Annotated in this window: 29 protein-coding genes; 16 read left to right on the top strand and 13 right to left on the bottom strand. The window is 30.9% G+C overall.

Translation table 11 applies throughout. From position 1 onward, the window contains the following. Positions 1 to 93 precede the first annotated feature (93 nt). Complete coding sequence (locus BMY33_RS08085) at positions 94 to 540, top strand: FixH family protein (RefSeq protein ID WP_091407390.1); 447 nt, start codon at positions 94 to 96, stop codon at positions 538 to 540. After that, positions 541 to 1,245 (top strand): sulfite exporter TauE/SafE family protein, encoded by a 705-nt coding sequence (locus tag BMY33_RS08080; RefSeq protein ID WP_091407389.1) that lies wholly within the window; start codon positions 541 to 543, stop codon positions 1,243 to 1,245. Between the two features lie 40 nt (positions 1,246 to 1,285). Here BMY33_RS08080 and hemN read toward each other — a convergent pair whose 3' ends face one another. The 4 genes from hemN to BMY33_RS08060 all read right to left on the bottom strand — a co-directional run bounded on the left by hemN (position 1,286) and on the right by BMY33_RS08060 (position 5,877). Then, positions 1,286 to 2,650 (bottom strand): oxygen-independent coproporphyrinogen III oxidase, encoded by a 1,365-nt coding sequence (gene hemN / locus BMY33_RS08075; protein WP_091407387.1) that lies wholly within the window; start codon positions 2,648 to 2,650, stop codon positions 1,286 to 1,288. A gap of 22 nt (positions 2,651 to 2,672) precedes the next feature. After that, positions 2,673 to 3,512, bottom strand: coding sequence for a universal stress protein (locus BMY33_RS08070; protein ID WP_091407385.1), 840 nt, complete (start codon positions 3,510 to 3,512; stop codon positions 2,673 to 2,675). A 77-nt stretch (positions 3,513 to 3,589) separates the two neighbouring features. Further along, on the bottom strand, positions 3,590 to 4,645 hold the full coding sequence (locus BMY33_RS08065; protein ID WP_091407383.1) for a response regulator: 1,056 nt from the start codon (positions 4,643 to 4,645) through the stop codon (positions 3,590 to 3,592). A gap of 2 nt (positions 4,646 to 4,647) precedes the next feature. Beyond that, a complete protein-coding gene (locus BMY33_RS08060) occupies positions 4,648 to 5,877 on the bottom strand; it encodes a sensor histidine kinase (RefSeq protein WP_091407382.1) in 1,230 nt (409 codons plus the stop codon). A 105-nt stretch (positions 5,878 to 5,982) separates the two neighbouring features. Between BMY33_RS08060 and BMY33_RS08055 the strand changes: the two genes are divergently transcribed. From BMY33_RS08055 to deoD, 7 genes are all read left to right on the top strand, one after another. Continuing rightward, a complete protein-coding gene (locus BMY33_RS08055) occupies positions 5,983 to 6,387 on the top strand; it encodes a hypothetical protein (protein ID WP_091407380.1) in 405 nt (134 codons plus the stop codon). A gap of 64 nt (positions 6,388 to 6,451) precedes the next feature. Continuing rightward, positions 6,452 to 6,736, top strand: a complete 285-nt coding sequence (locus BMY33_RS08050; protein WP_091407379.1) for a hypothetical protein — start codon at positions 6,452 to 6,454, stop codon at positions 6,734 to 6,736. Positions 6,737 to 6,871: 135 nt separating this feature from the next. Further along, positions 6,872 to 7,759, top strand: coding sequence for an RsiV family protein (locus tag BMY33_RS08045; RefSeq protein ID WP_091407377.1), 888 nt, complete (start codon positions 6,872 to 6,874; stop codon positions 7,757 to 7,759). Further along, positions 7,756 to 8,391 (top strand): DUF998 domain-containing protein, encoded by a 636-nt coding sequence (locus tag BMY33_RS08040; protein WP_091407376.1) that lies wholly within the window; start codon positions 7,756 to 7,758, stop codon positions 8,389 to 8,391. The genes BMY33_RS08045 and BMY33_RS08040 overlap by 4 nt, the downstream gene beginning before the upstream one ends. After that, positions 8,388 to 8,687: a thioredoxin gene (gene trxA, locus BMY33_RS08035; RefSeq protein WP_091407374.1), complete on the top strand. Its 300-nt coding sequence runs from the start codon at positions 8,388 to 8,390 to the stop codon at positions 8,685 to 8,687. Before BMY33_RS08040 ends, trxA begins: the two co-directional genes overlap by 4 nt. 3 nt (positions 8,688 to 8,690) lie before the next feature. Continuing rightward, positions 8,691 to 9,335: a deoxyribose-phosphate aldolase gene (deoC, locus tag BMY33_RS08030; protein ID WP_091407372.1), complete on the top strand. Its 645-nt coding sequence runs from the start codon at positions 8,691 to 8,693 to the stop codon at positions 9,333 to 9,335. A gap of 6 nt (positions 9,336 to 9,341) precedes the next feature. Beyond that, complete coding sequence (deoD, locus tag BMY33_RS08025) at positions 9,342 to 10,040, top strand: purine-nucleoside phosphorylase (protein ID WP_091407371.1); 699 nt, start codon at positions 9,342 to 9,344, stop codon at positions 10,038 to 10,040. 74 nt (positions 10,041 to 10,114) lie between these two features. Here the strand turns inward: deoD and BMY33_RS08020 are convergent, their stop codons facing one another. Continuing rightward, the gene (locus tag BMY33_RS08020) at positions 10,115 to 10,951 is read right to left on the bottom strand and encodes a universal stress protein (protein ID WP_091407369.1); all 837 of its coding nucleotides are present in this window, start codon (positions 10,949 to 10,951) and stop codon (positions 10,115 to 10,117) included. Positions 10,952 to 11,134: 183 nt separating this feature from the next. Between BMY33_RS08020 and BMY33_RS08015 the strand changes: the two genes are divergently transcribed. Both BMY33_RS08015 and BMY33_RS08010 read left to right on the top strand, forming a co-directional pair. Then, complete coding sequence (locus BMY33_RS08015) at positions 11,135 to 11,407, top strand: acylphosphatase (RefSeq protein WP_091407367.1); 273 nt, start codon at positions 11,135 to 11,137, stop codon at positions 11,405 to 11,407. Positions 11,408 to 11,586: 179 nt separating this feature from the next. Beyond that, positions 11,587 to 12,468 carry a sterol desaturase family protein gene (locus BMY33_RS08010; RefSeq protein WP_091407366.1) on the top strand — a complete coding sequence of 294 codons (882 nt, stop codon included), beginning with the start codon at positions 11,587 to 11,589 and terminating at the stop codon, positions 12,466 to 12,468. 168 nt (positions 12,469 to 12,636) lie between these two features. On the opposite strand, the gene hpf is transcribed toward BMY33_RS08010, so the two are convergent. The 3 genes from hpf to BMY33_RS07995 all read right to left on the bottom strand — a co-directional run bounded on the left by hpf (position 12,637) and on the right by BMY33_RS07995 (position 14,049). Further along, the gene (hpf, locus tag BMY33_RS08005; RefSeq protein ID WP_091407364.1) at positions 12,637 to 12,939 is read right to left on the bottom strand and encodes a ribosome hibernation-promoting factor, HPF/YfiA family; all 303 of its coding nucleotides are present in this window, start codon (positions 12,937 to 12,939) and stop codon (positions 12,637 to 12,639) included. A gap of 12 nt (positions 12,940 to 12,951) precedes the next feature. Next, a complete protein-coding gene (locus tag BMY33_RS08000) occupies positions 12,952 to 13,548 on the bottom strand; it encodes a flavodoxin family protein (RefSeq protein ID WP_091407363.1) in 597 nt (198 codons plus the stop codon). A gap of 114 nt (positions 13,549 to 13,662) precedes the next feature. After that, positions 13,663 to 14,049, bottom strand: coding sequence for a hypothetical protein (locus tag BMY33_RS07995; RefSeq protein ID WP_091407361.1), 387 nt, complete (start codon positions 14,047 to 14,049; stop codon positions 13,663 to 13,665). 274 nt (positions 14,050 to 14,323) lie between these two features. Here BMY33_RS07995 and BMY33_RS07990 point away from each other — a divergent pair, with 274 nt between their 5' ends. Then, complete coding sequence (locus tag BMY33_RS07990) at positions 14,324 to 15,121, top strand: DUF6544 family protein (RefSeq protein WP_091407359.1); 798 nt, start codon at positions 14,324 to 14,326, stop codon at positions 15,119 to 15,121. 80 nt (positions 15,122 to 15,201) lie between these two features. Here the strand turns inward: BMY33_RS07990 and BMY33_RS07985 are convergent, their stop codons facing one another. Genes BMY33_RS07985 through BMY33_RS07970 form a run of 4 tightly spaced genes read right to left on the bottom strand, consistent with a single transcriptional unit; the run spans position 15,202 to position 18,246 of the window. Then, on the bottom strand, positions 15,202 to 15,690 hold the full coding sequence (locus tag BMY33_RS07985) for a hypothetical protein (protein WP_091407358.1): 489 nt from the start codon (positions 15,688 to 15,690) through the stop codon (positions 15,202 to 15,204). 17 nt (positions 15,691 to 15,707) lie between these two features. Continuing rightward, a complete protein-coding gene (locus BMY33_RS07980; protein ID WP_091407356.1) occupies positions 15,708 to 16,685 on the bottom strand; it encodes an MlaD family protein in 978 nt (325 codons plus the stop codon). Positions 16,686 to 16,706: 21 nt separating this feature from the next. Then, on the bottom strand, positions 16,707 to 17,459 hold the full coding sequence (locus tag BMY33_RS07975; protein ID WP_091408165.1) for an ABC transporter ATP-binding protein: 753 nt from the start codon (positions 17,457 to 17,459) through the stop codon (positions 16,707 to 16,709). A gap of 4 nt (positions 17,460 to 17,463) precedes the next feature. Continuing rightward, positions 17,464 to 18,246, bottom strand: coding sequence for an MlaE family ABC transporter permease (locus BMY33_RS07970; RefSeq protein ID WP_091407355.1), 783 nt, complete (start codon positions 18,244 to 18,246; stop codon positions 17,464 to 17,466). 146 nt (positions 18,247 to 18,392) lie between these two features. Between BMY33_RS07970 and BMY33_RS07965 the strand changes: the two genes are divergently transcribed. The 3 genes from BMY33_RS07965 to BMY33_RS07955 are packed head-to-tail and all read left to right on the top strand — an operon-like array spanning position 18,393 to position 19,652. Further along, positions 18,393 to 18,665, top strand: a complete 273-nt coding sequence (locus BMY33_RS07965; RefSeq protein WP_091407353.1) for a heavy-metal-associated domain-containing protein — start codon at positions 18,393 to 18,395, stop codon at positions 18,663 to 18,665. A gap of 19 nt (positions 18,666 to 18,684) precedes the next feature. Beyond that, positions 18,685 to 18,870: a hypothetical protein gene (locus BMY33_RS07960; protein ID WP_091407351.1), complete on the top strand. Its 186-nt coding sequence runs from the start codon at positions 18,685 to 18,687 to the stop codon at positions 18,868 to 18,870. A 26-nt stretch (positions 18,871 to 18,896) separates the two neighbouring features. Then, a complete protein-coding gene (locus BMY33_RS07955; protein WP_091407350.1) occupies positions 18,897 to 19,652 on the top strand; it encodes a BRO-N domain-containing protein in 756 nt (251 codons plus the stop codon). Here BMY33_RS07955 and BMY33_RS07950 read toward each other — a convergent pair. Further along, positions 19,647 to 20,375, bottom strand: coding sequence for a sulfite exporter TauE/SafE family protein (locus BMY33_RS07950; RefSeq protein ID WP_091407348.1), 729 nt, complete (start codon positions 20,373 to 20,375; stop codon positions 19,647 to 19,649). The genes BMY33_RS07955 and BMY33_RS07950 overlap by 6 nt on opposite strands. Before the next feature lie 189 nt (positions 20,376 to 20,564). Here BMY33_RS07950 and BMY33_RS07945 point away from each other — a divergent pair, with 189 nt between their 5' ends. Then, positions 20,565 to 21,950, top strand: a complete 1,386-nt coding sequence (locus BMY33_RS07945; protein ID WP_091407347.1) for an MBL fold metallo-hydrolase — start codon at positions 20,565 to 20,567, stop codon at positions 21,948 to 21,950. The last annotated feature ends 14 nt before the right edge of the window (positions 21,951 to 21,964 follow it).

Here is a 21,964-nt window from a genome sequence, read left to right as displayed (position 1 = left end):
AGTTGCTGAGTAGTGGAGAAAAGAAAATTCTAAAAAATGTGTTTTGGATTCCGGCCTAAACTGGAATCCTAAACAGGAATAAAAAAATGAGTTATGAAAATAAACTGGGGTACTGCAATTGTATTGGTATTTATAGGATTTATAAGTTTTATACTATTCTTTGTAATACGAATGAATACGGATAAAAAGTTTGAACACGATTTAGTAACAGAAGATTACTACAAACAAGAGTTGGCTTTTCAGGAAGAGATCAATGCTGAAAAAAATGCAAAGGCACTAAAAAGTAATATTACGATTAAAAAGGTATCCGAAGGATTACTGATTACATTTCCGGAGGATATAAACTCCAAAAAACTGACCGGAACTATTTCCTTGTATCGTCCTTCTAACAAAAAGTTGGATTTCCAAGTCCCGATCAAGCTACACAGTTCAGAATTATTGGTTCTGAAAAATAAGTTGATAGAAGGGCGATGGAACATTACGGTGAATTGGGAACATGAGAATACTTCTTATTTATTTAAAGAATCATTTACATATTAAATGTTAGTTTCTGCATTCATATTAGGTCTTTTAGGAAGTTTTCACTGTGTTGGGATGTGTGGCCCCATTGCGTTTATGTTGCCATTAGATCATAAGAATCAGTTTAAGAAAGTTTTTCAAATCTCTTTATATCATTTGGGCCGCTTGCTGGCATACGGTATTATAGGATTATTTTTTGGATTGATAGGAAATAGTCTGAACATTTTTGGAATGCAACAAGGACTTTCTATTAGCATTGGGATTGTAATGATCCTAGTGGTTTTGATACCTTCATCAGTACTTATGAAATATAATTTTTCTAAACCGATATATCGGATAATTTCTAAGATCAAGAGTGCATTAGGAAAAGAACTTAAAAAGAAAACACCAGATACATTTTTAACTATTGGTTTTTTAAACGGATTTCTTCCTTGTGGATTGGTATATATGGCAGTTTTTGCTGCGGTAGCTTTAGGTAATATTATGAATAGTACACTGTATGTGCTTTTATTTGGTTTAGGTACGATTCCACTAATGACTTTAGTGGTGTATGCAGGTAATATGTTTAAAGGAAAGTGGATACGAAAACATATTCAAAAAGCTATTCCTATGTTTATTGTGATGATGGGTTTGTTATTTATTTTAAGAGGAATGGGATTAGGAATTCCATATGTTTCGCCAAAACAATCTACAGAAATTGTTTCTTCCAATTTCGAATGTCATTAGTAGTAATTATACAGTATTTAAAAACCTTAAAACAGCTATTTTATACAGTCATTGAGAAAAGTTGTGTTCCAGGTTTATTTTGTTGTAATCGTAAGTCAAAAGCCATGCAGATGTTACGCACAAATGGTTTCCCTTTTTCGGTAACTTCAATACTATGATCGGTCATAATTACCAATCCGTCTTGTTCCATTTCTTTTAAGCGTATAGATACATCTATTAATTCATCAAAATAAAGTTGGTTATTACTCCATTCGGTCCTAAAATTACACATAAGGTTTAGTATATGTTGTCTTATGATTTCATCTTTTTTTGTTAGTATATGACCTCTGTATACTGGTATTATTCCTTGGTTGACTAAATTTTGATAGGATTCTATGCCTTTTACATTTTGAGCAAACCCATACCAGCTATCACTAATAGAAGATACTCCTAAACCGATCATCATTTTGGTTTTTGATACCGTGTACCCCATAAAATTACGATGTAGGTTTTGATCTTCCATAGCTAGGAATAGTGTATCGCTTTTAAGTGCAAAATGATCCATTCCTATTTCTACATAACCGACTTTGGATAATAATTTTTTACCAGTTTCGTATTGTCGTCGTTTTTGTTCTCCAGTAGGAAGGTCTTTTTCATTATACCCGCGTTGTCCATTTCCTTTTTGCCATGGAATATGCGCGTAACTGTAGAAAGCTAATCGATCAGGTAATAATTCTTTGGTTTTCTGAATAGTATGAACTACAGCTTCTTCAGTCTGGAATGGTAATCCAAAAATGATATCATGACCAATCGAAGTATATCCAATTTCTCTTGCTATTTCGGTAACATATTTTACTTTTTCAAATGGTTGTACACGATGAATTGCTTTTTGGACCTTTTCATTATAGTCCTGAACACCAAAACTTACTCTTCTAAAACCTACATCGTATAATGTTTGTAGATGTTCACGAGTAGTGTTATTTGGATGCCCTTCAAAACTAAATTCACAAGCTTCAGCTGATTTTGTAGAAGAAAACAATCCCTTGATTAAGTATTCTAAGTTTTCTGATGAAAAGAATGTGGGGGTTCCTCCACCCAAATGCAATTCTTTAATTTTTGGTTTTGTTTCTAGCATATTTAGATATAACTGCCATTCTTTTAAAACCGAATTGATATATGGTATTTCTACAGTATGTCGTTTAGTAATCCGTTTGTTACATCCACAGAAAGTACACATGCTTTCACAAAAAGGTAAATGAATATATATACTGATTCCTTGTGAGTCATTACTTTCTTTAAAGGATGTTATCACTGAGTTTTTCCACTTATTTAATGAAAATATTTCTTGATCCCAATAGGGTACTGTAGGATAACTGGTGTATCTAGGTCCTGGAACATTATATTTGTCCACTAAATTAGTATGCATTGTATTATTTTTTAGGTAATTCTTATTCGTGTAATACGAGAAATGGGATATTGATATGATAACTTATTTTTTCTACTGTTGGATGAAATAGAATCCTTTGAAAAAAGTTGAGGTTCTTAGCAACCATGGTGATCATACTGATATCTCGGCTTTCTACAAAGCATTGAACAGCTTGTTCTATATTAGTATTAGATAAAGAGTGAAAACTATGATCTATATCTTCTTCTAAAAAATCATTAAGAATATTTTTGTTTCTTTTTTGTAACTCTGTAAGTTCTTTTTCTTTTTTAGCAATATGTAACACTCGTAGTGCTGCATTATTGATAGTAAGAGTTTCTGTTATGGTTTGTAGTATTTTACTTTTATAGAATATATTATAATCTGTAGGGAAAGCAATTTCATTAATTTTAGAATATTTGGCTTTTTCAGGAATTACTAGAACTGGACATTTTACCTTGGTTATGACATCACCGGTATTACTACCTACTGTTTTTTCTTTTAATCCAGAAGCTCCTTTAGTTCCCATTACGATAAAATCAATACCCTTTTCTTCAACCTGTTTTCGAATGGTATCTATAAAAAAGATATACTCATTGATAGTAAAGAAGTGATGTTTTGGATTAAGAGGTAATTTTTGAACCCTTTTTAATAGTAATTGCATTTGTTCCTGATCATTACGAGTAACGTTTTCTACAACTTGATGAGTTGACTCAAAAAATGATTCATTCCCGATAACTTGTTTATATGGGGAAATATGTAGAAAATAGAAATTACATCTTACTTTTTCAAAAAATGACAAAGCATAGGTAATAGCATTCCATGAATTTTCCGAAAAATCTGTTGGAATAAGAATATTCTTCATTTTTAATACGTTCTAATACAACAAATGTATTAGGATGTGTCTATGAAAAATATGACAAAAATCAGCTTAGCTGTTTTTTATTCTATAAGTTGAAGTTTTGGTAGATCTAAGATTTTAATATTACGACCTTCAATTTCGATAAGTCCATCTTTTTTAAAACTGGATAATGTACGTATTAAACTTTCTGTGGCAATACCCGCCACACTAGCTAAATCGTTTCGGGATATTTTAATACTTTCTTCAGGTTTTTTATTTAATACTTGAGTGAATTGTAAAATGGTTTGAGCAGTTTTTTTACGGACCGAACTATACGCCATCTGTAATAATTGCTCTTTTATTTCGGAAAGATTATCACTAAGCAATTCCATTAATTCTAAAGAAATGTTTTTACTTTTTTCTAATATATCTTTTAGATCTGTTTTAGATACACCGGCCAACTCTGCATCTTCTACTGCAGTTGCTGATTCTTGATATGGAGTATGATCGGTAAATGATGTAAAACCTAAAAAATCATCTTCTTTAAACAATGCCGTAATCAATTCTTTACCACTTTCATCCATTTTATGCGTTTTGACCACACCTTTCAGAATCAAGTATATTTTATTAGAATGATCTCCTTCTTTAAAAATAGCGTCTCCTTTGGTGTGACTTGAAATATCTCCGTGATCATCAAAAAAGTTTTTGAGTTCGTGTAAGCTTCTCAACCCATCTCCTGAATCTTCTTCTGGTTTTTGAGGTTGTTCTTTTAATCTTTTAGAAATAATATGGGCTTTTGCCAAACGGCTCTCTATAGCACTTAATAAATCGTCTTCATCAAAAGGTTTTGTAAGATAATCATCCGCTCCTAAATCCATTCCTTTACGGATCTCTTTATGTTCTGTTTTAGCAGATAAAAAGATAAAAGGTATTTGATCAGTAATAGTATCACGAGATAATGCTTCCAGAACACCATAACCATCGATCTCTGGCATCATAATATCACAAACAATGATATCAGGTTTTTCTTCTTTCGCTTTAGTAATACCTATTTTACCATTTGGAGATGTGATCACATTATAATCGGATAATTCTAAAAGTTCTGCGGTATTTTCTCTTAGAGCAGTATCGTCTTCTATTAATAGAATAGTTTTCATGATTATGATAATTTTGATATAGGTATGTTTACTGTAAAAGTAGATCCTTGATTTTCTTTACTTTTAAAAGTAATGCTTCCTCCAAGGTTTTCTAAATGACTTTTTACGATGTTCAATCCGATTCCTGTTCCTTGATCCAATAGCGCATTTTCTGCTCTAAAATATCTTTTAAAAATAAATTCTTGTTCTTTTTCAGGGATACCAATTCCTTGATCTATAATATAAAAGGTGAGCAGGTCGTTTTCTAATAAAACCTGTAAATCTATAGTAGTGTTCTCTCCAGAATACTTTATCGCATTTCTGATGAGGTTTGTTAATACTAGTTCTAATATTTTTTCATCAAAATCTATGACATACTCATCTATATCCTTTGGGTATTTTATACGCTGACCATCTTTTAGTAACATATTAGCGTCATATATTACTTCATTGATTACTTTGCTAAGTGGAAATGTGGTGAATTTATACTTCACTTTACCACTTTCTAAACGTTCTACCGATAGAAAGTCATTAAGGATATTATCCAAGTATTTCACTTTGTTTTTAATAGTATCAAGATGCTTATCTCTTTTTTCTTGTTGTTCAGCTTTAGTATATTTTCCTATTAAAGTTGCAGAAGTAAGAATTCCACTTAATGGTGTTTTAAATTCATGAGAAACCAAGGAAAGAAACTTTGTTTTTAATTCATTTAGCTGTCTCTCTTTTTTTAAAGATTCTTGGGTGATTGCTTCTGCCTCTTTACGTAGTTTTATTTCTTCTTCTAATTCTTTTATAGTAATAGAAAGCTCTTGCGTTCTTTTTCTTATTTTTTCTTCAAGTTCAGTATTTAATTCCTGTATTCTAACTTCTTGTTCTTTACGCAATGTGATATCACTGACTAAAGCCATTACATAAGAATTCTCATAGATTTCAAATGGGTTAAGTCCAACTTCAACTGGGAATTTACTGTCATCTTTTCTTACTCCATAAAGATCTCTACCAATACCCATACTTCTTTTTCCACTATCATCTATGAATTTTTCCACATATTTAGGATGTGCGTGATGATGTTTTTTAGGAATAAGAATGGTCAATTTTTCACCTACTAACTCGTCTTTTTCGTAGCCGAATATATCATTCGCAGATTCATTGGTAGCAACAATTATTTGATCTTTATTGACAACTACAATTCCTTCTGAAATTGCTTCAGAAAGAATCTTAAAAATATTATTGTTTTTCTCAAAGACCCTCATTTCTCAAAAATAGTCAATTTGCCTCATTTTGAGAACTGATTTTTGTCATAAAAAAGGTGAATGTGAGATGTTACTTTTGTTAAATAAACAAAAAAAAATAGTAAAATGAATGCAGCTCAAAACATAGGAATTAGTTTTTATCAAAATTTAGGCAAATTGTTTTATGCTATTGCCGCTTCTGATAAAGTAGTACGTGAATCTGAATATACAACCTTAAAAAAAATAGTGAAATCAGCTTGGTTAGATATTGATGATTTAGAAGATGAGTTTGGAGCAGATGCTGCTTTCCAGATTGAAATTGTCTTTGATTGGTTAGATTATAAAGAACTTGTTGCAGAAGACAGCTTTTACGAATTCGAAGATTTTTATTTAGAAAATAAATCACTTTTTACGGATAACGTAAAGAAATTGGTTTGGAATACATCTAATAGTATTGCAAGTGCTTTTTCTGGTAAAAATAAATCAGAATTAATGATGCTAGGAAAGCTTCGGTTAATTTTTGAGAACTGATTTTTATCATATTTTAATATGTAAAACACCTTTAGTTTTACTCTGAATTTAAAAATTAATTATTATGACATTTTACGCGAAAATTAATGCTGATTTTTCTGAGAATTATATAGGATATTCCGCTTTAGCAATTATTGCATCTACTTGTTTAGGCTCCATTGCAATTATGACCACCTTATTAGGAGGTAATGGTTTTATACAAATGCTTCTAGTATTTTTAACGGTATCCGTTTGTAGTGCTCATAATGCTGCGATATTAACAGTTCAGAAGCCTAAATTAGTATTAGATCTATTGATCGTAAGTCTACTAGTTAATAGTTTACTAATTATTGGAAATAGTTTGTTTTGATATTTTTACATATAACACTTAATTAGAAACGGGTTTCATATGATGATGCCCGTTTTTTTATGTCCATATAACTGATGGATATCATATTTTTTAAGAAGTAGCCCTATTACATTTATATAAAATAAAAAGTATCCTATGAGAACGCTAATTACCAGTTTTATGATGTTAAGCTTAATAGCTTGTAACAATAAAACTCAGATCAAAGAAAAACCTGAAACCTACACTACACAGATAGAAAAAGATAATACTCTAAGTGAAGATAGTATACAGTATGTATTAGAAGAGCAACAAGAGCTACATCAGGAAAAAACAAAATCAACAAAAGTAGAGCGTCTTATCTCTACAAAAGATGATGAACATAAATTACAGGAACTGGTTATAGATAAGCAATTCTATAAAGCTGAAGACGTGTATATTTTGGATTATAAATATCCTTACCTAAATGAGAATATGGATGAGAATAATGCCGTATTTAATGATTTTCTGACAGAAAACTATTTAAATATTGAAGCTACGGAAAATGAAATTTTAGAAGATAAGGTCCTATTCTGTGATTCTCTAGCAATTGGCAGGTGCATGGATAAACGAATTATTGATTATAAAATATACACGGTAAAACAACAGCTTATCAGTGTGCTACTCTATAAAGAGAATTATTATTCTGGGATGAAACATTCCACCTATATGTTCGAGTGTCTTAATTACGATTTAGAGAATCATGGATTTCTATATTATGACGATTTTTTTATTGATGATTCCGAAAGTGAATTACTAAGTACTATTAATACTGTGATATCTGACGGAATAAATTCTGGAGACTTATATTATGAATGCTGGGAATTATCTAAGGAAGACTTTAAGGTTTATAAAAACAATTTTGTTATTACGGAAGATGTTATTAAATTTTATTTTGACGACTGTATTATCTGTCCTTCATATACCGGAACATATGCTATAGAAGTTCCAATAAATGATGTTATTCATCTTATAAAAAAGTATAATAATAAGCCATTAATAGGATGAAAGGTTATAGAAAAAAGCAGTATAAGGATCACCCTTTTTTATGTGGGTTGTATATTACCCTGATAGTAATAGCATTTATATTGCCTTTTTTTTCTGATCCTGAATATTCGATATCAAAACACACTTTATATGAACTAGGAGCACAAAAAACTCCGTATAACTGGATCATGAACTTTGTTCTTATTTTACTTGGTTTGATAAGCTTTGTTAATGGTTTCAGGATATTACAAAAGCAACGTGTTCAGTTATTGATATTACTTGTTTTTTGTCTCTCTCTTGTATTATCTGCAATATTTTTATCTGCTCCCATAGATCGAAAGCTCGTTTTTGATTCTTTTCAAAATGAAATACATTCTGTATTTTCTATTATTACTGGTATTTCATTTTGTGCATATTCTTTAGTCATTAGTTTCGCTGCAAGATGGAGGAGTCAAAAGTTGATGGCTTTATTCGTGGGTATAATTACTTTAATAGGGTCTTTTTTGATGTTTATTCATTCTGATTATAGAGGAATATATCAACGAGGGATATTTATGATCACTTTTGGGTGGATATTATATTCTTTTAAATATTATGAATATGTTTATGCAAAAAAAGAGTATTTTAAATTAATAAAAGAAAATCAAAAATGAAAGATAGCTTTAGTAATATTATAGATTCTAATACGCCTGTACTAGTAGATTTTTATGCCGATTGGTGTGGTCCGTGTAAAACATTAGCTCCTATTTTGAAAGAGGTGAAAGAGGAATTAGGAACGGCTATAAAAATTGTAAAAATTGATGTGGATAAAAATCAACCATTAGCAGCTAGATATCAAGTTAGAGGAGTACCTACGATGTTACTTTTTAAAGAAGGAAAACAACTTTGGCGACAATCGGGAGTTTTGCAAAAATCCGATATCATTCATATTATAAATACAAATAAGTAAGCAATGGAACTTAATCGGTATATAGATCATACTTTTTTAAAAGCAACAGCTACTGTAGATGACATAAAGAAATTATGTGCAGAAGCGAGAGAATATGATTTTTATTCGGTATGTGTAAATGGTGCTTATGTAGGTTTAGCCTGTAGTGAATTAATGAAATCAGATATAAAAATTGCAGCCGTAGTTGGATTTCCTTTAGGTGCCATGACTACTAAAGCTAAGGTCTTCGAGGCTAAACAGTGTATTGATGATGGTGCAAATGAAATCGATATGGTGCTGAATATAGGATTACTTAAGTCGGGCTATCATAAAATTGTTCAGGATGAAATTGCTTTGATCAAAAAAGCCATTGGAGATAATATACTAAAAGTAATTTTGGAGAATAGTTATCTTACCGAAGAGGAAAAGAAAATCGCTTGCCAATTATCTATTGATGCAGGTGCGGATTTTATAAAAACATCTACCGGTTTTGGAGGAGGAGGAGCAACATTAGGAGATATAAAGTTAATGAAGGAGATTGCGATGGATGCAATCCAGATAAAAGCTTCAGGTGGAATTAGAGATGCCAAAACCGCAGTGCAATATATCAATATGGGAGTTTCTCGATTAGGTACTTCTTCTGGAGTAGCTTTGGTAGCTTCAAAATAATCGCTTATGAGTACACATATCGCAGCAAAGAGAGGTGAGGTAGCAGAAACTGTTTTGTTGCCAGGAGATCCTATGAGGGCAAAATGGATTGCAGAAACATTTTTAGATAATTCAGTATGTTATAATGAAGTGCGTGGTATGTTTGGATATACAGGAACTTATAAAGGAAAAAAGGTTTCTATACAAGGAACTGGAATGGGTATTCCGTCTTCATTAATCTATTGTCACGAATTGATAAATGATTTTGGAGTAAAAAACTTAATTAGAGTAGGATCCTCAGGATCTTATCAGAAGGAAGTTAAACTAAGAGATATTGTGATAGCCATGGCAGCTTCTTCTACCTCTGGAATTAATAATTCTAGATTTATCAACTCAGATTATTCTCCAACAGCAGATTTCGATTTGTTAATGAAAGCTGTCAAGTATGCTGGCGAACATAGTATTCCCATAAAAGCAGGAAATGTATTATCTGCAGATGAATTCTATGAAGATGACTTTGATTCCTATAAAAAATGGGCAGAATATGGGGTGCTTTGTGTCGAAATGGAAGCGGCAGGTTTGTATACAATTGCAGCAAAATTTAATGTAAAAGCACTAGCAATTTTAACTATTTCTGATTCTTTAGTTACCGGAGAAAGAACTTCCTCTGAAGAAAGAGAAACTACTTTTAGCAAAATGGTTGAAATAGCTTTAGGTATCTTATAAAAAAAACAAGCCTTCTGAAGATACCTTTTTTCAGAAGACTTTATATTCACATTACATTTAATATTTACGTATTCCTAAATCTTAAACGTAATAACGGGTTCATTAGCGTGATTTGCTATATCTTCTCCAATACTTCCATTAAAAAAGTGTGATATTCCTTGTCTTCCATGAGTTGGTATTCCAATAATATCAGCGTGTACTTTTTTACAATAGTTAAAAATTCCACTTTCGACAGAATAATCATTTTGGACATATACATTTTCAAAATTCTCTAAATTTCCAGAATCCGCCTTAAAAAGAAAGTCTTTAATTCGTTTTTCAATTTGATTAGAATTCCTAAATCGATCACCTGGTAAGTTTACATAAACTAAGTGTAATGTAGCATCTAATAATTCAAACAATCTTTTTGCTTTATTATAAGCTTTGATGTTTTCTATTTTAAAATCACAAGCAAAGACAGCTTCCTTAATTATAAATTCATCAATCTTATGTTTAATTACTAACACAGGAACATCAGAAGTACGAACCACTTTTTCGGTATTCGATCCAACGAATACTTCACTTAATCCGCTGCTTCCATGAGAGCCCATAACGATAAGATCTACATTGTTTTCCTTTGCGACTTCATTTAGTTCGCTAAATATCTTATAGTTTTGTACTGTTTCTGTTACTTTAATTCCATTTAGGAAATCTTTATTTAAAAATGTACTAAATCTTTTTTCGGCAAGTTTTAAATAATAAATGGCTTCAGCAGTTTCTTGTGCTTCGTCTTTAGTTAAGATTGCTTCGGATAAACCAAGCATGTGTAGCACGATAATTTCAGCTTTTTGTTGCTTTGCGATTGAAGCTGCAACACGTAATGCATATTCTGAATTCTCAGAAAAGTCTATTGGAACAAGAATTTTTTTCATATCTAATTGTTTTACAAAATCAAAAGTAGAAGATGTTTAGATTAATTAATATGATAATTCTCATACTTACAATTCATGATAGTTTTAGTATCATGAATATTTAGTAAGATTAGTTAAATGTTTTATAGTTGCTTTAAACTTTAGGTATATTGTATAATATTGAAGTTTTAATGACAAAGTAATATGGTCAAACATTATAATATAGTTGTAAAAGGAAAAGTGCAAGGAGTTTGGTACAGAAAAAGCACCTTAGAAAAAGCATGGAAATTAGATGTAAGAGGAATTGTAAAGAATATGTCAGATGGTAATGTTTATATAGAGGTTGAAGGGAATAAGACACAACTAAAAACATTCTTAGATTGGTGTGGTAAAGGACCAGAATTGGCTGAAGTTACTGATGTTTCTATAGAAGAAGGTGATGTTTTACCTTATACAATGTTTGAAATTCGTTATTAGTTTTTATAAAGATGGTTTTTCTGTATTTATATATTGTAACATAAGTTACTGAAAGAAGTATTCACTTTTTATACTTTTAAGCTGTGAAATTATTTCGTTGATTAGATGAGGTAGGAAAAGAAATGTTTTAATGTTTTAGACGACAGAATAGTATCCGTTATTCTATAAAATTTTATGCTATGGAGAAGTATATCAATGCCTTTATTGATGCTTTTATCAATAATATCCAGTGGACCTGGAATTCAATACTATTAGAAGTACCGTGGTATACAAATTATTTCTGGGGTCTGATAGGAATTTCATTGCTGGTTTGGAGTTTGGAAGTACTATTTCCTTGGAGAAAAGAACAATCTGTTTTTAGAAAAGACTTTTGGTTAGATGGGGTTTATATGTTCTTCAATTTTTTCGTTTTTGCGATTGTAATTAGTGGGTTCTATCAACTTATTGCTGTGTTTTTCGCGGATGTTGGAATATCAGCTAAAAGTTTGACACTTTTAGATATTTCTGATTTACCAATGTGGGGACAATTAATAGTCTTCTTTATCATCTTGGATTTTGTACAGTGGTTTACCCATGTACTACTTCATAAATATCCATTTCTTTGGAGATTTCATAAGATTCATCATTCAGTCAAGGAAATGGGTTTTGCGGCTCATCTTAGATATCATTGGATGGAAAATATATTTTATAAGCCTTTGAAAACTATTGGAGTAATGATTCTAGGAGGTTTTGAACCGGAGCAAGCCTATATTGTACATTTCGTAGCTATTACTATAGGGCATTTTAACCACGCAAATATTAAGGTTACTTGGGGGCCTATGAAGTATATTTTAAATAATCCAGTTATGCATTTATACCATCACTCTTATGCACTACCGAAAGATTCTTATGGTGTTAATTTCGGTATTAGTTTAAGTATCTGGGATTATATTTTTAAAACGAATTATATACCAGAAAATAGTGGTACTATCGAAATAGGTTTTCCTGGAGATGAGAAAGTGCCTAAAAACTTTTTTGGACAGCTTTTCTATGGGTTTAGAAAATCAAAATCAAAAAAATAGTGCCGAAAAACACATCCAATTTCTGAGTTTTAATTTTAATGATTTTATTTCATTTAATTGAAAAAAAAATATGTTTAGGTATGTTTTTTTGTAGAAATTTTTAGAGCATATTAAAGATGTCTCCAATATGCTCTAAAAATTTCTACTATATATTTAAATGATTATTGTTTAAATATATGGTTTCATTTCTTGCTTCCTTTTTTTGAGTTGTTTTTCTAGATCACTAATAGTTTCTTTAACAGCTAACTCAAAATTTTTCTCATTAGAGGTAGCATATATTTTAGGGCCTGGTAAACTTAATTCTACATCACAGATTTTTCCATTTCCTTTAGGGTCGTTTTCTTTTTTGAAAAATACATCTGATTTAATGATCCAATCATATTTTTTATATAATTTTTCTAATTTTTCTTGCACATAACCTTCCATATATTCACTTGTTGGCATTTGTACGAATTGAATGTTTGCTTTCATAAGTAAGTAATTTTAATTTTTAATTTTTTTAGCAATTTCTTTTCCAAAAGTATTTGCCATCTCTACAGCAATCTTAATATTAGATCTTTTGGTTTTTGATTTGTTATTAGGTTTCATTAACCAATATTCTCTAGAATCTATTAATCTTCCTCCTTTTTCTTTTATTAATTCTTCAAGTATTCGTTGTGATCTTTTTGTAGCTCCACTTCCTAAAGTAATTGCAACTACTTTTTTTTCTTTTAGATGGTTGTCGTTGTTAACGTAATCTCTTATTGCTTTATCAGGAGCCCAATTATAAGTGTTCGCACAAAATACATAAAGATCAAATTGTTCTTTTTCTCTTATCTCTTTAGCAGCAGCTACAGTTGATAGTATTGATAACCATTCATTTTCAGCTAACCCTTTGGCAAATGACCGACTAATCTTTTCGTCTAGGTTGTAAATTGGATCAGGATCATAAATAATTAGTGCTTTATATTCATTAATCGACGAACCTATAATTGCTATTCTTTCTGCTCCTTTCTTTCTTACAACAATGGAAAGAGTTATCCAAATTGCTAAAATCAATCCTATCACTAATAATAAGCTATTCATTTTTTTTCTTTTCATTAATAAGAAACTTTAGTTGGCAATCAAAGTATAAGATTTGTAATACGCCATAATTTTTCTTTATCTCTTGATTTCTTCAGGTTTTTTTGTAAACATAGTTGTGTTTTTGTACCATTAATATGGCACTAATTGATAGGATATGTTGAGCAATAAAATTCCAGTTAAGAATAATAAGATATATAGTACTTGCACTAGTTTTATGTTAATGAGTTCTAACCATTTTGTTGTCGCTACAGGAAAAATAAATAGAGCTAATCCTTTACTCAATGCAACCCAACCTATAGCGGTAATAATAAATTTCCAGCTTGGTTCCCATATATTATGGAAAAGGATATTGAGTAATCCAATAATGATAGCTACAAAAGAGGTAATTATTAAGAATTTCTGATCTTTTAAATTCTCGAAAATTTGTTTTATGCGGTTAGTGTTAAAACTAAGTATAAGAAAGAATATGAGAAGATACCATCCCCAGAATTTAGCTAAAAAAATAGATATGTCCATGATTATAATGATCTTTTAAATCTATATCAAAAATAGTAGCTCTCTTTGTTTTTAAATATGATAAATATCATTCTAAAATATTGTGTTTTCTATGAAATTTGGATAGTTATAATTCGGATAATGGGTTCAATATTTTAAAATAATTAAGTGAGGAGCAGTGATTATCCTTATTGGTAGTTATGCACGATTTCGATTTTGCAAATAATGGATCGAATTATCGAAATGAGGGATGATCATAAAATAGAATATGATAATATTTAAAAAAATAAGAAAAATGGTTTTATGGATAGTTGGTGGGTTTATTATATTATTAATATTAGCAGGTACAATTGGTTTTTTATCATTTAATAATAATGTAGAGCAAGAAAAAGTAATTCTCTTCGGTCTTAATAAGAAGTCTGATGCTAAGGTTTCATTAGAGGATATGCATAGACTTCCTGATTTGGTAAAAAACTATTTGATCAAAGTTGGTGTATTAGGAAAATCAAGATATTGCAATGTTGTATTCAGTCAAAATGGTGAAATCAGAGCTGATCTAGATAATAAATGGGAGGGATTTACAGCTGTTCAGCATATGTCTTCGGTTAATCCTGGGTTTATTTGGAAAGCAAAAAGCTTGCCGATACTCATAAGAGATAAGAGCATAAATAATAAGGGGGAAGTGAAAGTTAGTTTTTTAGGTTTGAAAAATATTGTTCAATTTACTGGTCGAGAAGTAGATCAGAGTTCTTTAGCAAGATACCTAGGAGAATTGATATGGTTTCCTGTTGGATTTTTGGATCCTGATATTTCGTGGGAAATTATAAATGCTAAGAGTGTAAAAGCAATTATGGTAAAGGGAAATCTTACCATCGAAGGGTTTTTCTTTTTTGATGAGAAGGGTTTAATAGATCATTTTGAAACTAAAAGATATAGAGATACTATTCTAGAAAATTTTATAGGAAAAATAGGGGCGTATAAAAGTTATGATGGATTCTTACTTCCTGATTCGATGATAGGAATTTGGGACCTTAACGGACAGAAATTAGAATATTTTAAAGCAACAATTACAAGTTATAAGATCTTAAAATAAGATTAATTGCTAAATTGTTTTAACCCGCTTTATTTCATAGCTTTTACTGAATTATTATATCACCCTCTTTTTATAAGATATCAATAACCAACCTTGCTTTTAACGGAAGGTACTTCCCAACGTATCATTTCCTTCAGAAATTCATCAACCTTTTCGATAATCAGTTTTTCGGATATTGTTTCTGGAGTATATGTGCCTAATTCTACTACATTGTTTTCTTTGGGTAGGTTTTCAATTTCGGGAAATAACATGAAAATATAAATGTCACCGTTATATGATTGAGAAAAAATCAATGCTCCACCTGGTAAGAATTGATATGCAGGAATCAAATTAGTACAATCTATTAATTCAGTAGGGAAGGAGTCAAAAGTAATGTTGACAGCTTCATTATTATGAATCCAACTTAATTCTTGTACTTTCCATCCAATATCATATAGTTTTACTATGGTTTTTAGTGTTTTAATGAGTAAATTTTTGGTCTTTGTTTTCCAAAGTAACCTTTTGTCTACAACAGTCTTAATTGAGCTTCTATAGTCATTTACGTGTTCTTCAAGATGTTCAATTTTCATGATACAAGTGTTTTTGTTTAATTGTCTTTTTTCTTTTCTTCCTTTTCGAGTTTTTTGAAATATCCTCTGAAAAAGAAATTGTGTTTTAATGCCTCCATATTTTTGTTAAAAAGATCTGTACCCTCTTTTATATTATTAATTGTAGTATCTATCTTTTTGACTAAAGATTCGTCTTCTGTTAAATAATGCAAAGCTCCTTTTCCGGAAACTACATTCGTTAAAGCAGAATCAAGATTTTTGGTAATCTTATTAATGTCAAAACTTGATTGTTCTAAATTAGAAACAATTGTTTTCATCTTTTTTCCGGATATACTATCAGATAATAGAACGCCAGCAACACTTTCATTTTTGTTAATAGAAGAAATTATTTTATTAAGCTCGTTAATTACATTTGAAGCTCCAGAACTGGTTTTTTTTAATTGAAAAATTGTTTGTTTAAGGTCTTGAGCCATTGTCGAATCATTTATTAATAAGCCAAGAGTACCTTTACCATCGATAACCTTAGTAGTTATTTTTAGTAAATCTGCAGTTAACAAAGCTGCATTTTCGTTAGTTACATTTAATGTTGTAAGCATATCATCAGAACCAATTCTACTATATGATTGTATTGTGTCTCCAGAAATAATTGAAGATAATTTACTTTCTCTTGGAATAATGTTTATAATCATATTACCCACTAAACCGTCAGAGCCAATGGTAGCTACAGCGTCTTTTTTAATATGTTTTATAATACTTTCTTGTATCATCATTTCTACCATAATCCTATAATCACCAATCATTTCAATGCTACTTACTGTACCGACATTTATACCCGAGTACCTAACATTATTTCCTATCTCTAAACCATTGACATTGGCAAATTGAGATTTGATCCTAATATTACTACTAAAAAGGTGCTGTTTATTTCCTACAAAATATAGTGCGGCTACAAGTAATAAAGTTCCTAGAACTGTAAAAACACCTAGTTTTAATTTTTGTGAAACGGATTTTTCCATAATGCGTGGTTTTATTTGAGCTTAATGTTTAAAAAAAGCTTTTACTTGAGGGTCATTTGATTGTACTAATTCTTGATATGTTCCTTCAGCATAATTGATTCCATCTACTAATAAAATGATCCTGTTGGAGATCACTCGGGCACAGTCTACATCATGTGTTATTATCAGAGATGATGTTCCATATTTTTTCTGAATACTTCTCATTAATTCAATGATTTCTTTCGCTGTAATCGGATCTAATCCAGTTGTAGGTTCATCATATAAAATGATTTTTGGTTTTAAAATCAGAGCTCTTGCCAGAGCGATACGTCTTTGCATACCACCAGAAAGTTCAGAAGGTATAAGATCAATAGTATCTACTAGACCTACATTTTCTAATGCTTCTATAATGAGATCTTCTGTGGTTTCTTTCATATTTAATTTTTCTTTATGCCTACGCAATGGAAACTCCAAGTTTTCTCGTACAGTCATGGAATCATATAAGGCGCTCCCTTGAAATAAAAAACCTATTTCTGTTCGTAGTAGGTCTAGTTCATTTTGACCCAATACAGTAATGTCTTGACCTTTAATTTTAATACTTCCTTTATCAGCTTGTATTAAACCTACCAGACATTTAATCATGACTGATTTTCCAGAACCAGATTTACCCATAACTACTAGGTTTTCTTCTTCAAATAATTGTAAACTGAATCCATTTAATACGTTATTATTTCCAAAACTTTTTTGTAATTCCTTCAGTTCTAAAATTGGTGATTTTTCTATCTGTTTTTTCATCATATTAGATTTCAAAAAATATATCAGAAACAAATACCGCTATAAAGTCAATAATAAATAACAGCATAGAAGTGTATACCACTGCAGAATTAGATGCCTCTCCAACACCCGCAGTTCCTTTTTTGCAATGATACCCTTTATAACATCCGACAAGTCCTATCACAAAACCAAAAAAGAAAGATTTTATCGTAGCTGGGATGATATCACTGAACTTTATAGCGTCAAAAACTTGATTAAAATATAATTGATAGGAAACGGCTCCTTTAATATTTTCAATAATAGCAGATCCAAATAAAGCAATAGCATCTCCAAAAATAATCAGTAATGGAAGCATTAAAGTTGTTGCTGTTATACGTGTAACTACTAAATATTTAAAAGGATTCGTGCCAGATACTTCCATTGCATCAATCTGTTCAGTGACTTTCATAGATCCTAGTTCAGCACCTATCCCAGAACCAATACGTCCTGCACAAATTAAAGCAGTGATTACTGGGCCAATTTCTCGCACAATAGAGATGCCTACCATAGAAGGCATCCAGGACTCTGCTCCAAATTCCATTAATGTTGGCCTAGATTGTAGTGTGAAAACTAGCCCTAGAATGAAACCTGTTACACCTACCAATAGTATAGATCGATTTCCTATAAGATAGCATTGACGTAATAATTCTTGAAATTCAAAAGGTCTGGTCAATACTTCTTTAAAAAATCGAAATGAAAAATATGATAAGTCACCAATTTCTATAAAAAAAGCTTTTACTCTTTCTACTATTCTAAGGGATTGTGTCATAGAGTTAGTACTAAAATTTTTATAAAGATAGATTCGCTGCTTTTGATTAAAAATGATATTAGTCAGATTTATTTGGCTTAAAGACTGATAATTATCATAGTAAAAAAATAGCTGTGTTTTTATTTTTATGCTTTTAAAATTTGATTATGAAAACAACTGTAGAAGTTCAAAATTTAAAGTGTAGTGGTTGTGAAAGTACAATTGCAAAAAAACTACACACCCTTGACGGAATTAGAGAAATATCCGTAAACACTAATAATTGTACGGTGTCATTTAATTATGATACTAATGATGGTATAGAAACTGTACAGAAAGAACTAACTAAACTTGGATATCCACTGGTTAATGATAGCAACAATTTAGGTAGAAAAGCTAAATCTTATGTGAGTTGTGCTATTGGGAGAATGCGAAAAAGTTAAAATTATAAAACACATTATAATGAAAGAAAGAGCACAAAAAAATGTTTCATCTAATACTGTTTATGGTTTAGGAATTATTGGTGCATTAATATATTATATAAGTCATGCTACAAGCTTTTGGATAGGAATACTTGGAGTTCTTAAGGCTATTGTTTGGCTTGCCTTTCTTGTATATGAATTGCTTAAGTATATGAAGGTTTCTTAAAAAGCATTAGTTATAAAATTTGAGGTATGGATACACAAATCACAAAGAAAAGGAATACTACTTATTTTCAGAAACTAACATCCATTGAAATTGATGGTCAAATCTGGTTTGTTATACAGGATGTCGGGATTGTTATGGGACTTAGTAATCCAATAGATACATGGAACTCTTTGGATCCTGAAGAGCGTTTTGCTACTGAGATTTATAAAGATGGGCGGATACAAATGGTAAATTTGATATCAGAAAGTGGTCTTTACGGATTGATTTTTAATAGTGATACTAAGAATGCAAAAAGATTTAAGAAATGGGTAACTAATGAGGTGTTGCCACTTATTAGAGTTAAAGGGTACTATCATACTAAAAGATTAGAAATCCCCAATTTTGTGATTAGATTCAATGACAATTGGGATCGAGTGTCATCGGGTTATTTTTCTGTTTTAAGCGAACTTTTTATACGATTATATGGACGTTTCGAACAGGAAGGATATATTTTGCCAAATTACGCTTTAGATGGAAAAGAGATACGACCAGATATTAGTGTGGCGATTCATTTTGATAAATATCTAGAACGAAAATTTCCACAATATAATCGCGAATATGGAATGTATCAGCACAGACTTCCTAGTGGTCAGGAAATAGAGGTAAAACAATATAAGAATCATTTGCTACCAATATTTATAAATTTTATTGATAATTATTGGTTAAAAGAATATGCTAGTGAATATTTCGAAAAACGTGATAGTAAAGCATTAGAATATCTTCCTAAACTTTTAAAATCATAAATTAACAACGATACTTACTATTCCTATTGACAAAATAAGGAATAACACGAATTTTCGGAATTGTTCTTGGGAAATTTTATTCAATATTTTTTTTCCAATCCAAGTACCTAATATACTAACGACGATCAGAAAGGGGGTTAAATATAAAACTTCTCTATTCATATAACCATTAAAATAATAGACTATAGTTCTACTAAAGTCTACTCCTAAGTCAATCATTGCGGAAGTAGCAATAAATTTATCTTTGTTCATTTTAAATGCCGCCATGGTAATACCTCTGATCGCTCCTCCTGTGCCTAAAAGCCCAGCACTTAATCCTGATAATGTACCTCCAATTATAGCATTTTTTGTGGTAGATTTCACTTTAAGCTGTGTAAAAATCAAGAATAGTAAACTCAAACTAATTAAGAAGAAACCAAGAAACCAAGTCAAGATTTTTGGATCAACATATTTACTTAATAATGCACCAATAGAAACAAAAAGAACTGCCGGAATACCTAGTGATATAACTAGCTTTTTATCCAATCCTTTTTTAAATAAAGCAATCTTGGTTACATTACTTGATAGGTGGAATAAAGCAGTTAATCCAAGTACAGATTGAAAGTCTAAGAAAAAATTAGCTACCGGAACAAAAAAAACAGAGGAACCGAATCCTCCTACAGTGCCCAAAATTTCCGAAATGATGGCAAGTGTAATAAAAATAGGTAAGTATCTATTAAGCATATAGGAGGTAATAAATTCAAAATAAAAGTATGATGAATTATATTAGATTTTTATGATAAATGTCATTGAGACCAAAATAGCACTGCTTAGAAAAGTTCCAATTTGCCTATATAAATAAAAGACTATTATGCGGTATTTTTAATTAATCATACCTTTGAAAAATTATTTGATATTTTATTACTAGGAAAAATGAGAATTGAACAAATGTATACTGGTTGCCTTGCGCAAGGAGCATATTATATTGAGAGTAATGGCGAAGCAGCTATTATAGATCCAATAAGAGAGATAAAACCTTATATAGAGAAATCCAAAGAAGACAATGCGAACATAAAGTATATTTTCGAAACTCATTTTCATGCAGATTTTGTGAGTGGCCATGTGACACTTTCCAAAGAATCTGGAGCACCTATTGTATATGGTCCTGAAGCTAAAACCTCTTTTGATTCAATTATAGCAACTGATGGACAGGAATTTAAAGTAGGAGACGTGACGATTACAGTATTACATACTCCAGGTCATACGCTAGAAAGCACAACATTTTTATTAAAAGATGAAAAGGGAAAGGATCATGCTATTTTTAGTGGAGATACTTTGTTTTTAGGAGATGTAGGAAGACCAGATCTTGCTCAAAAAGGAGCGAATATGACTCAAGAACAATTGGCAGAGATGTTATTTGATAGTTTGCGAACTAAGATTATGCCTTTATCTGATGATGTCATTGTTTATCCAGCTCACGGAGCGGGATCAGCTTGTGGGAAAAACATGAGTAAAGAGACAGTAGGGACTCTTGGTGTTCAAAAACAAACGAATTACGCTTTGAGATCTGATATGACTAAAGAAGAGTTTGTAAAAGAGGTTACAGATGGTTTGCTTCCTCCGCCTTCGTATTTTCCTTTAAATGTAAAAATGAATAAAGAAGGATATGAAGATATCCAGGAAGTTTTGGAGCGTGGTACACGCGAGTTGACTCCAGAAATTTTTGAATTACTAGCAAATGAGACAGGTGCGGTTATTCTAGATGTTCGTCATCAAAGTGATTATGTAGAAGGTCACATACCAAGATCTATTTTTATAGGCTTGGATGGAGGTTTTGCGCCTTGGGTTGGAGCTTTGATTGGAGATGTAAAGCAACCTATATTATTGATAACACCTAAAGGAAGAGAAGAGGAGACAGTAACCAGACTTTCTAGAGTAGGATTTGATAATACTTTAGGGTATTTAAAAGGAAGTTTTGAAGCTTGGCAAGAAGAAGGGAGAGAAATAGATACTTTAGATTCTATCCCTGCAGATGCTTTTAAGAACCTACTAACAGATACTACTCCTGTTTTTGATGTTAGAAAACGGAATGAATTTTCTGTCGCTCATATAGAGGGAGCTCACAATACTCCGCTTGATTTGATAAATAACCACTTTAATGAATTTCCAAGGGATACAACTTTTTATATTCATTGTGCTGGCGGATATCGTTCTGTAATTGCTGCTTCTATTCTAAAAAGTAGGGGGCTGCACAACGTAGTGGATGTTGCTGGTGGTTTTAAATCAATCAAAGAGGTAGGAATACCAATTATAAATTAGAATTTTCTAATTAG

This window comes from Aquimarina amphilecti, from assembly GCF_900109375.1.
In the GTDB taxonomy this organism is placed as follows: Bacteria; Bacteroidota; Bacteroidia; order Flavobacteriales; family Flavobacteriaceae; genus Aquimarina; species Aquimarina amphilecti.
This window is presented reverse-complemented; position numbering and strand designations above follow the sequence as displayed.

Excerpts from the sequence above, each read along its gene's own strand:
- BMY33_RS08085 (WP_091407390.1), top strand. The coding sequence starts at position 94 with ATGAAAATAAACTGGGGTACTGCAATTGTATTGGTATTTATAGGATTT.
- BMY33_RS08080 (WP_091407389.1), top strand. The coding sequence starts at position 541 with ATGTTAGTTTCTGCATTCATATTAGGTCTTTTAGGAAGTTTTCACTGT.
- hemN (WP_091407387.1), bottom strand. The coding sequence starts at position 2,650 with ATGCATACTAATTTAGTGGACAAATATAATGTTCCAGGACCTAGATAC.
- BMY33_RS08070 (WP_091407385.1), bottom strand. The coding sequence starts at position 3,512 with ATGAAGAATATTCTTATTCCAACAGATTTTTCGGAAAATTCATGGAAT.
- BMY33_RS08065 (WP_091407383.1), bottom strand. The coding sequence starts at position 4,645 with ATGAAAACTATTCTATTAATAGAAGACGATACTGCTCTAAGAGAAAAT.
- BMY33_RS08060 (WP_091407382.1), bottom strand. The coding sequence starts at position 5,877 with ATGAGGGTCTTTGAGAAAAACAATAATATTTTTAAGATTCTTTCTGAA.
- BMY33_RS08055 (WP_091407380.1), top strand. The coding sequence starts at position 5,983 with ATGAATGCAGCTCAAAACATAGGAATTAGTTTTTATCAAAATTTAGGC.
- BMY33_RS08050 (WP_091407379.1), top strand. The coding sequence starts at position 6,452 with ATGACATTTTACGCGAAAATTAATGCTGATTTTTCTGAGAATTATATA.
- BMY33_RS08045 (WP_091407377.1), top strand. The coding sequence starts at position 6,872 with ATGAGAACGCTAATTACCAGTTTTATGATGTTAAGCTTAATAGCTTGT.
- BMY33_RS08040 (WP_091407376.1), top strand. The coding sequence starts at position 7,756 with ATGAAAGGTTATAGAAAAAAGCAGTATAAGGATCACCCTTTTTTATGT.
- trxA (WP_091407374.1), top strand. The coding sequence starts at position 8,388 with ATGAAAGATAGCTTTAGTAATATTATAGATTCTAATACGCCTGTACTA.
- deoC (WP_091407372.1), top strand. The coding sequence starts at position 8,691 with ATGGAACTTAATCGGTATATAGATCATACTTTTTTAAAAGCAACAGCT.
- deoD (WP_091407371.1), top strand. The coding sequence starts at position 9,342 with ATGAGTACACATATCGCAGCAAAGAGAGGTGAGGTAGCAGAAACTGTT.
- BMY33_RS08020 (WP_091407369.1), bottom strand. The coding sequence starts at position 10,951 with ATGAAAAAAATTCTTGTTCCAATAGACTTTTCTGAGAATTCAGAATAT.
- BMY33_RS08015 (WP_091407367.1), top strand. The coding sequence starts at position 11,135 with ATGGTCAAACATTATAATATAGTTGTAAAAGGAAAAGTGCAAGGAGTT.
- BMY33_RS08010 (WP_091407366.1), top strand. The coding sequence starts at position 11,587 with ATGGAGAAGTATATCAATGCCTTTATTGATGCTTTTATCAATAATATC.
- hpf (WP_091407364.1), bottom strand. The coding sequence starts at position 12,939 with ATGAAAGCAAACATTCAATTCGTACAAATGCCAACAAGTGAATATATG.
- BMY33_RS08000 (WP_091407363.1), bottom strand. The coding sequence starts at position 13,548 with ATGAAAAGAAAAAAAATGAATAGCTTATTATTAGTGATAGGATTGATT.
- BMY33_RS07995 (WP_091407361.1), bottom strand. The coding sequence starts at position 14,049 with ATGGACATATCTATTTTTTTAGCTAAATTCTGGGGATGGTATCTTCTC.
- BMY33_RS07990 (WP_091407359.1), top strand. The coding sequence starts at position 14,324 with ATGGTTTTATGGATAGTTGGTGGGTTTATTATATTATTAATATTAGCA.
- BMY33_RS07985 (WP_091407358.1), bottom strand. The coding sequence starts at position 15,690 with ATGAAAATTGAACATCTTGAAGAACACGTAAATGACTATAGAAGCTCA.
- BMY33_RS07980 (WP_091407356.1), bottom strand. The coding sequence starts at position 16,685 with ATGGAAAAATCCGTTTCACAAAAATTAAAACTAGGTGTTTTTACAGTT.
- BMY33_RS07975 (WP_091408165.1), bottom strand. The coding sequence starts at position 17,459 with ATGAAAAAACAGATAGAAAAATCACCAATTTTAGAACTGAAGGAATTA.
- BMY33_RS07970 (WP_091407355.1), bottom strand. The coding sequence starts at position 18,246 with ATGACACAATCCCTTAGAATAGTAGAAAGAGTAAAAGCTTTTTTTATA.
- BMY33_RS07965 (WP_091407353.1), top strand. The coding sequence starts at position 18,393 with ATGAAAACAACTGTAGAAGTTCAAAATTTAAAGTGTAGTGGTTGTGAA.
- BMY33_RS07960 (WP_091407351.1), top strand. The coding sequence starts at position 18,685 with ATGAAAGAAAGAGCACAAAAAAATGTTTCATCTAATACTGTTTATGGT.
- BMY33_RS07955 (WP_091407350.1), top strand. The coding sequence starts at position 18,897 with ATGGATACACAAATCACAAAGAAAAGGAATACTACTTATTTTCAGAAA.
- BMY33_RS07950 (WP_091407348.1), bottom strand. The coding sequence starts at position 20,375 with ATGCTTAATAGATACTTACCTATTTTTATTACACTTGCCATCATTTCG.
- BMY33_RS07945 (WP_091407347.1), top strand. The coding sequence starts at position 20,565 with ATGAGAATTGAACAAATGTATACTGGTTGCCTTGCGCAAGGAGCATAT.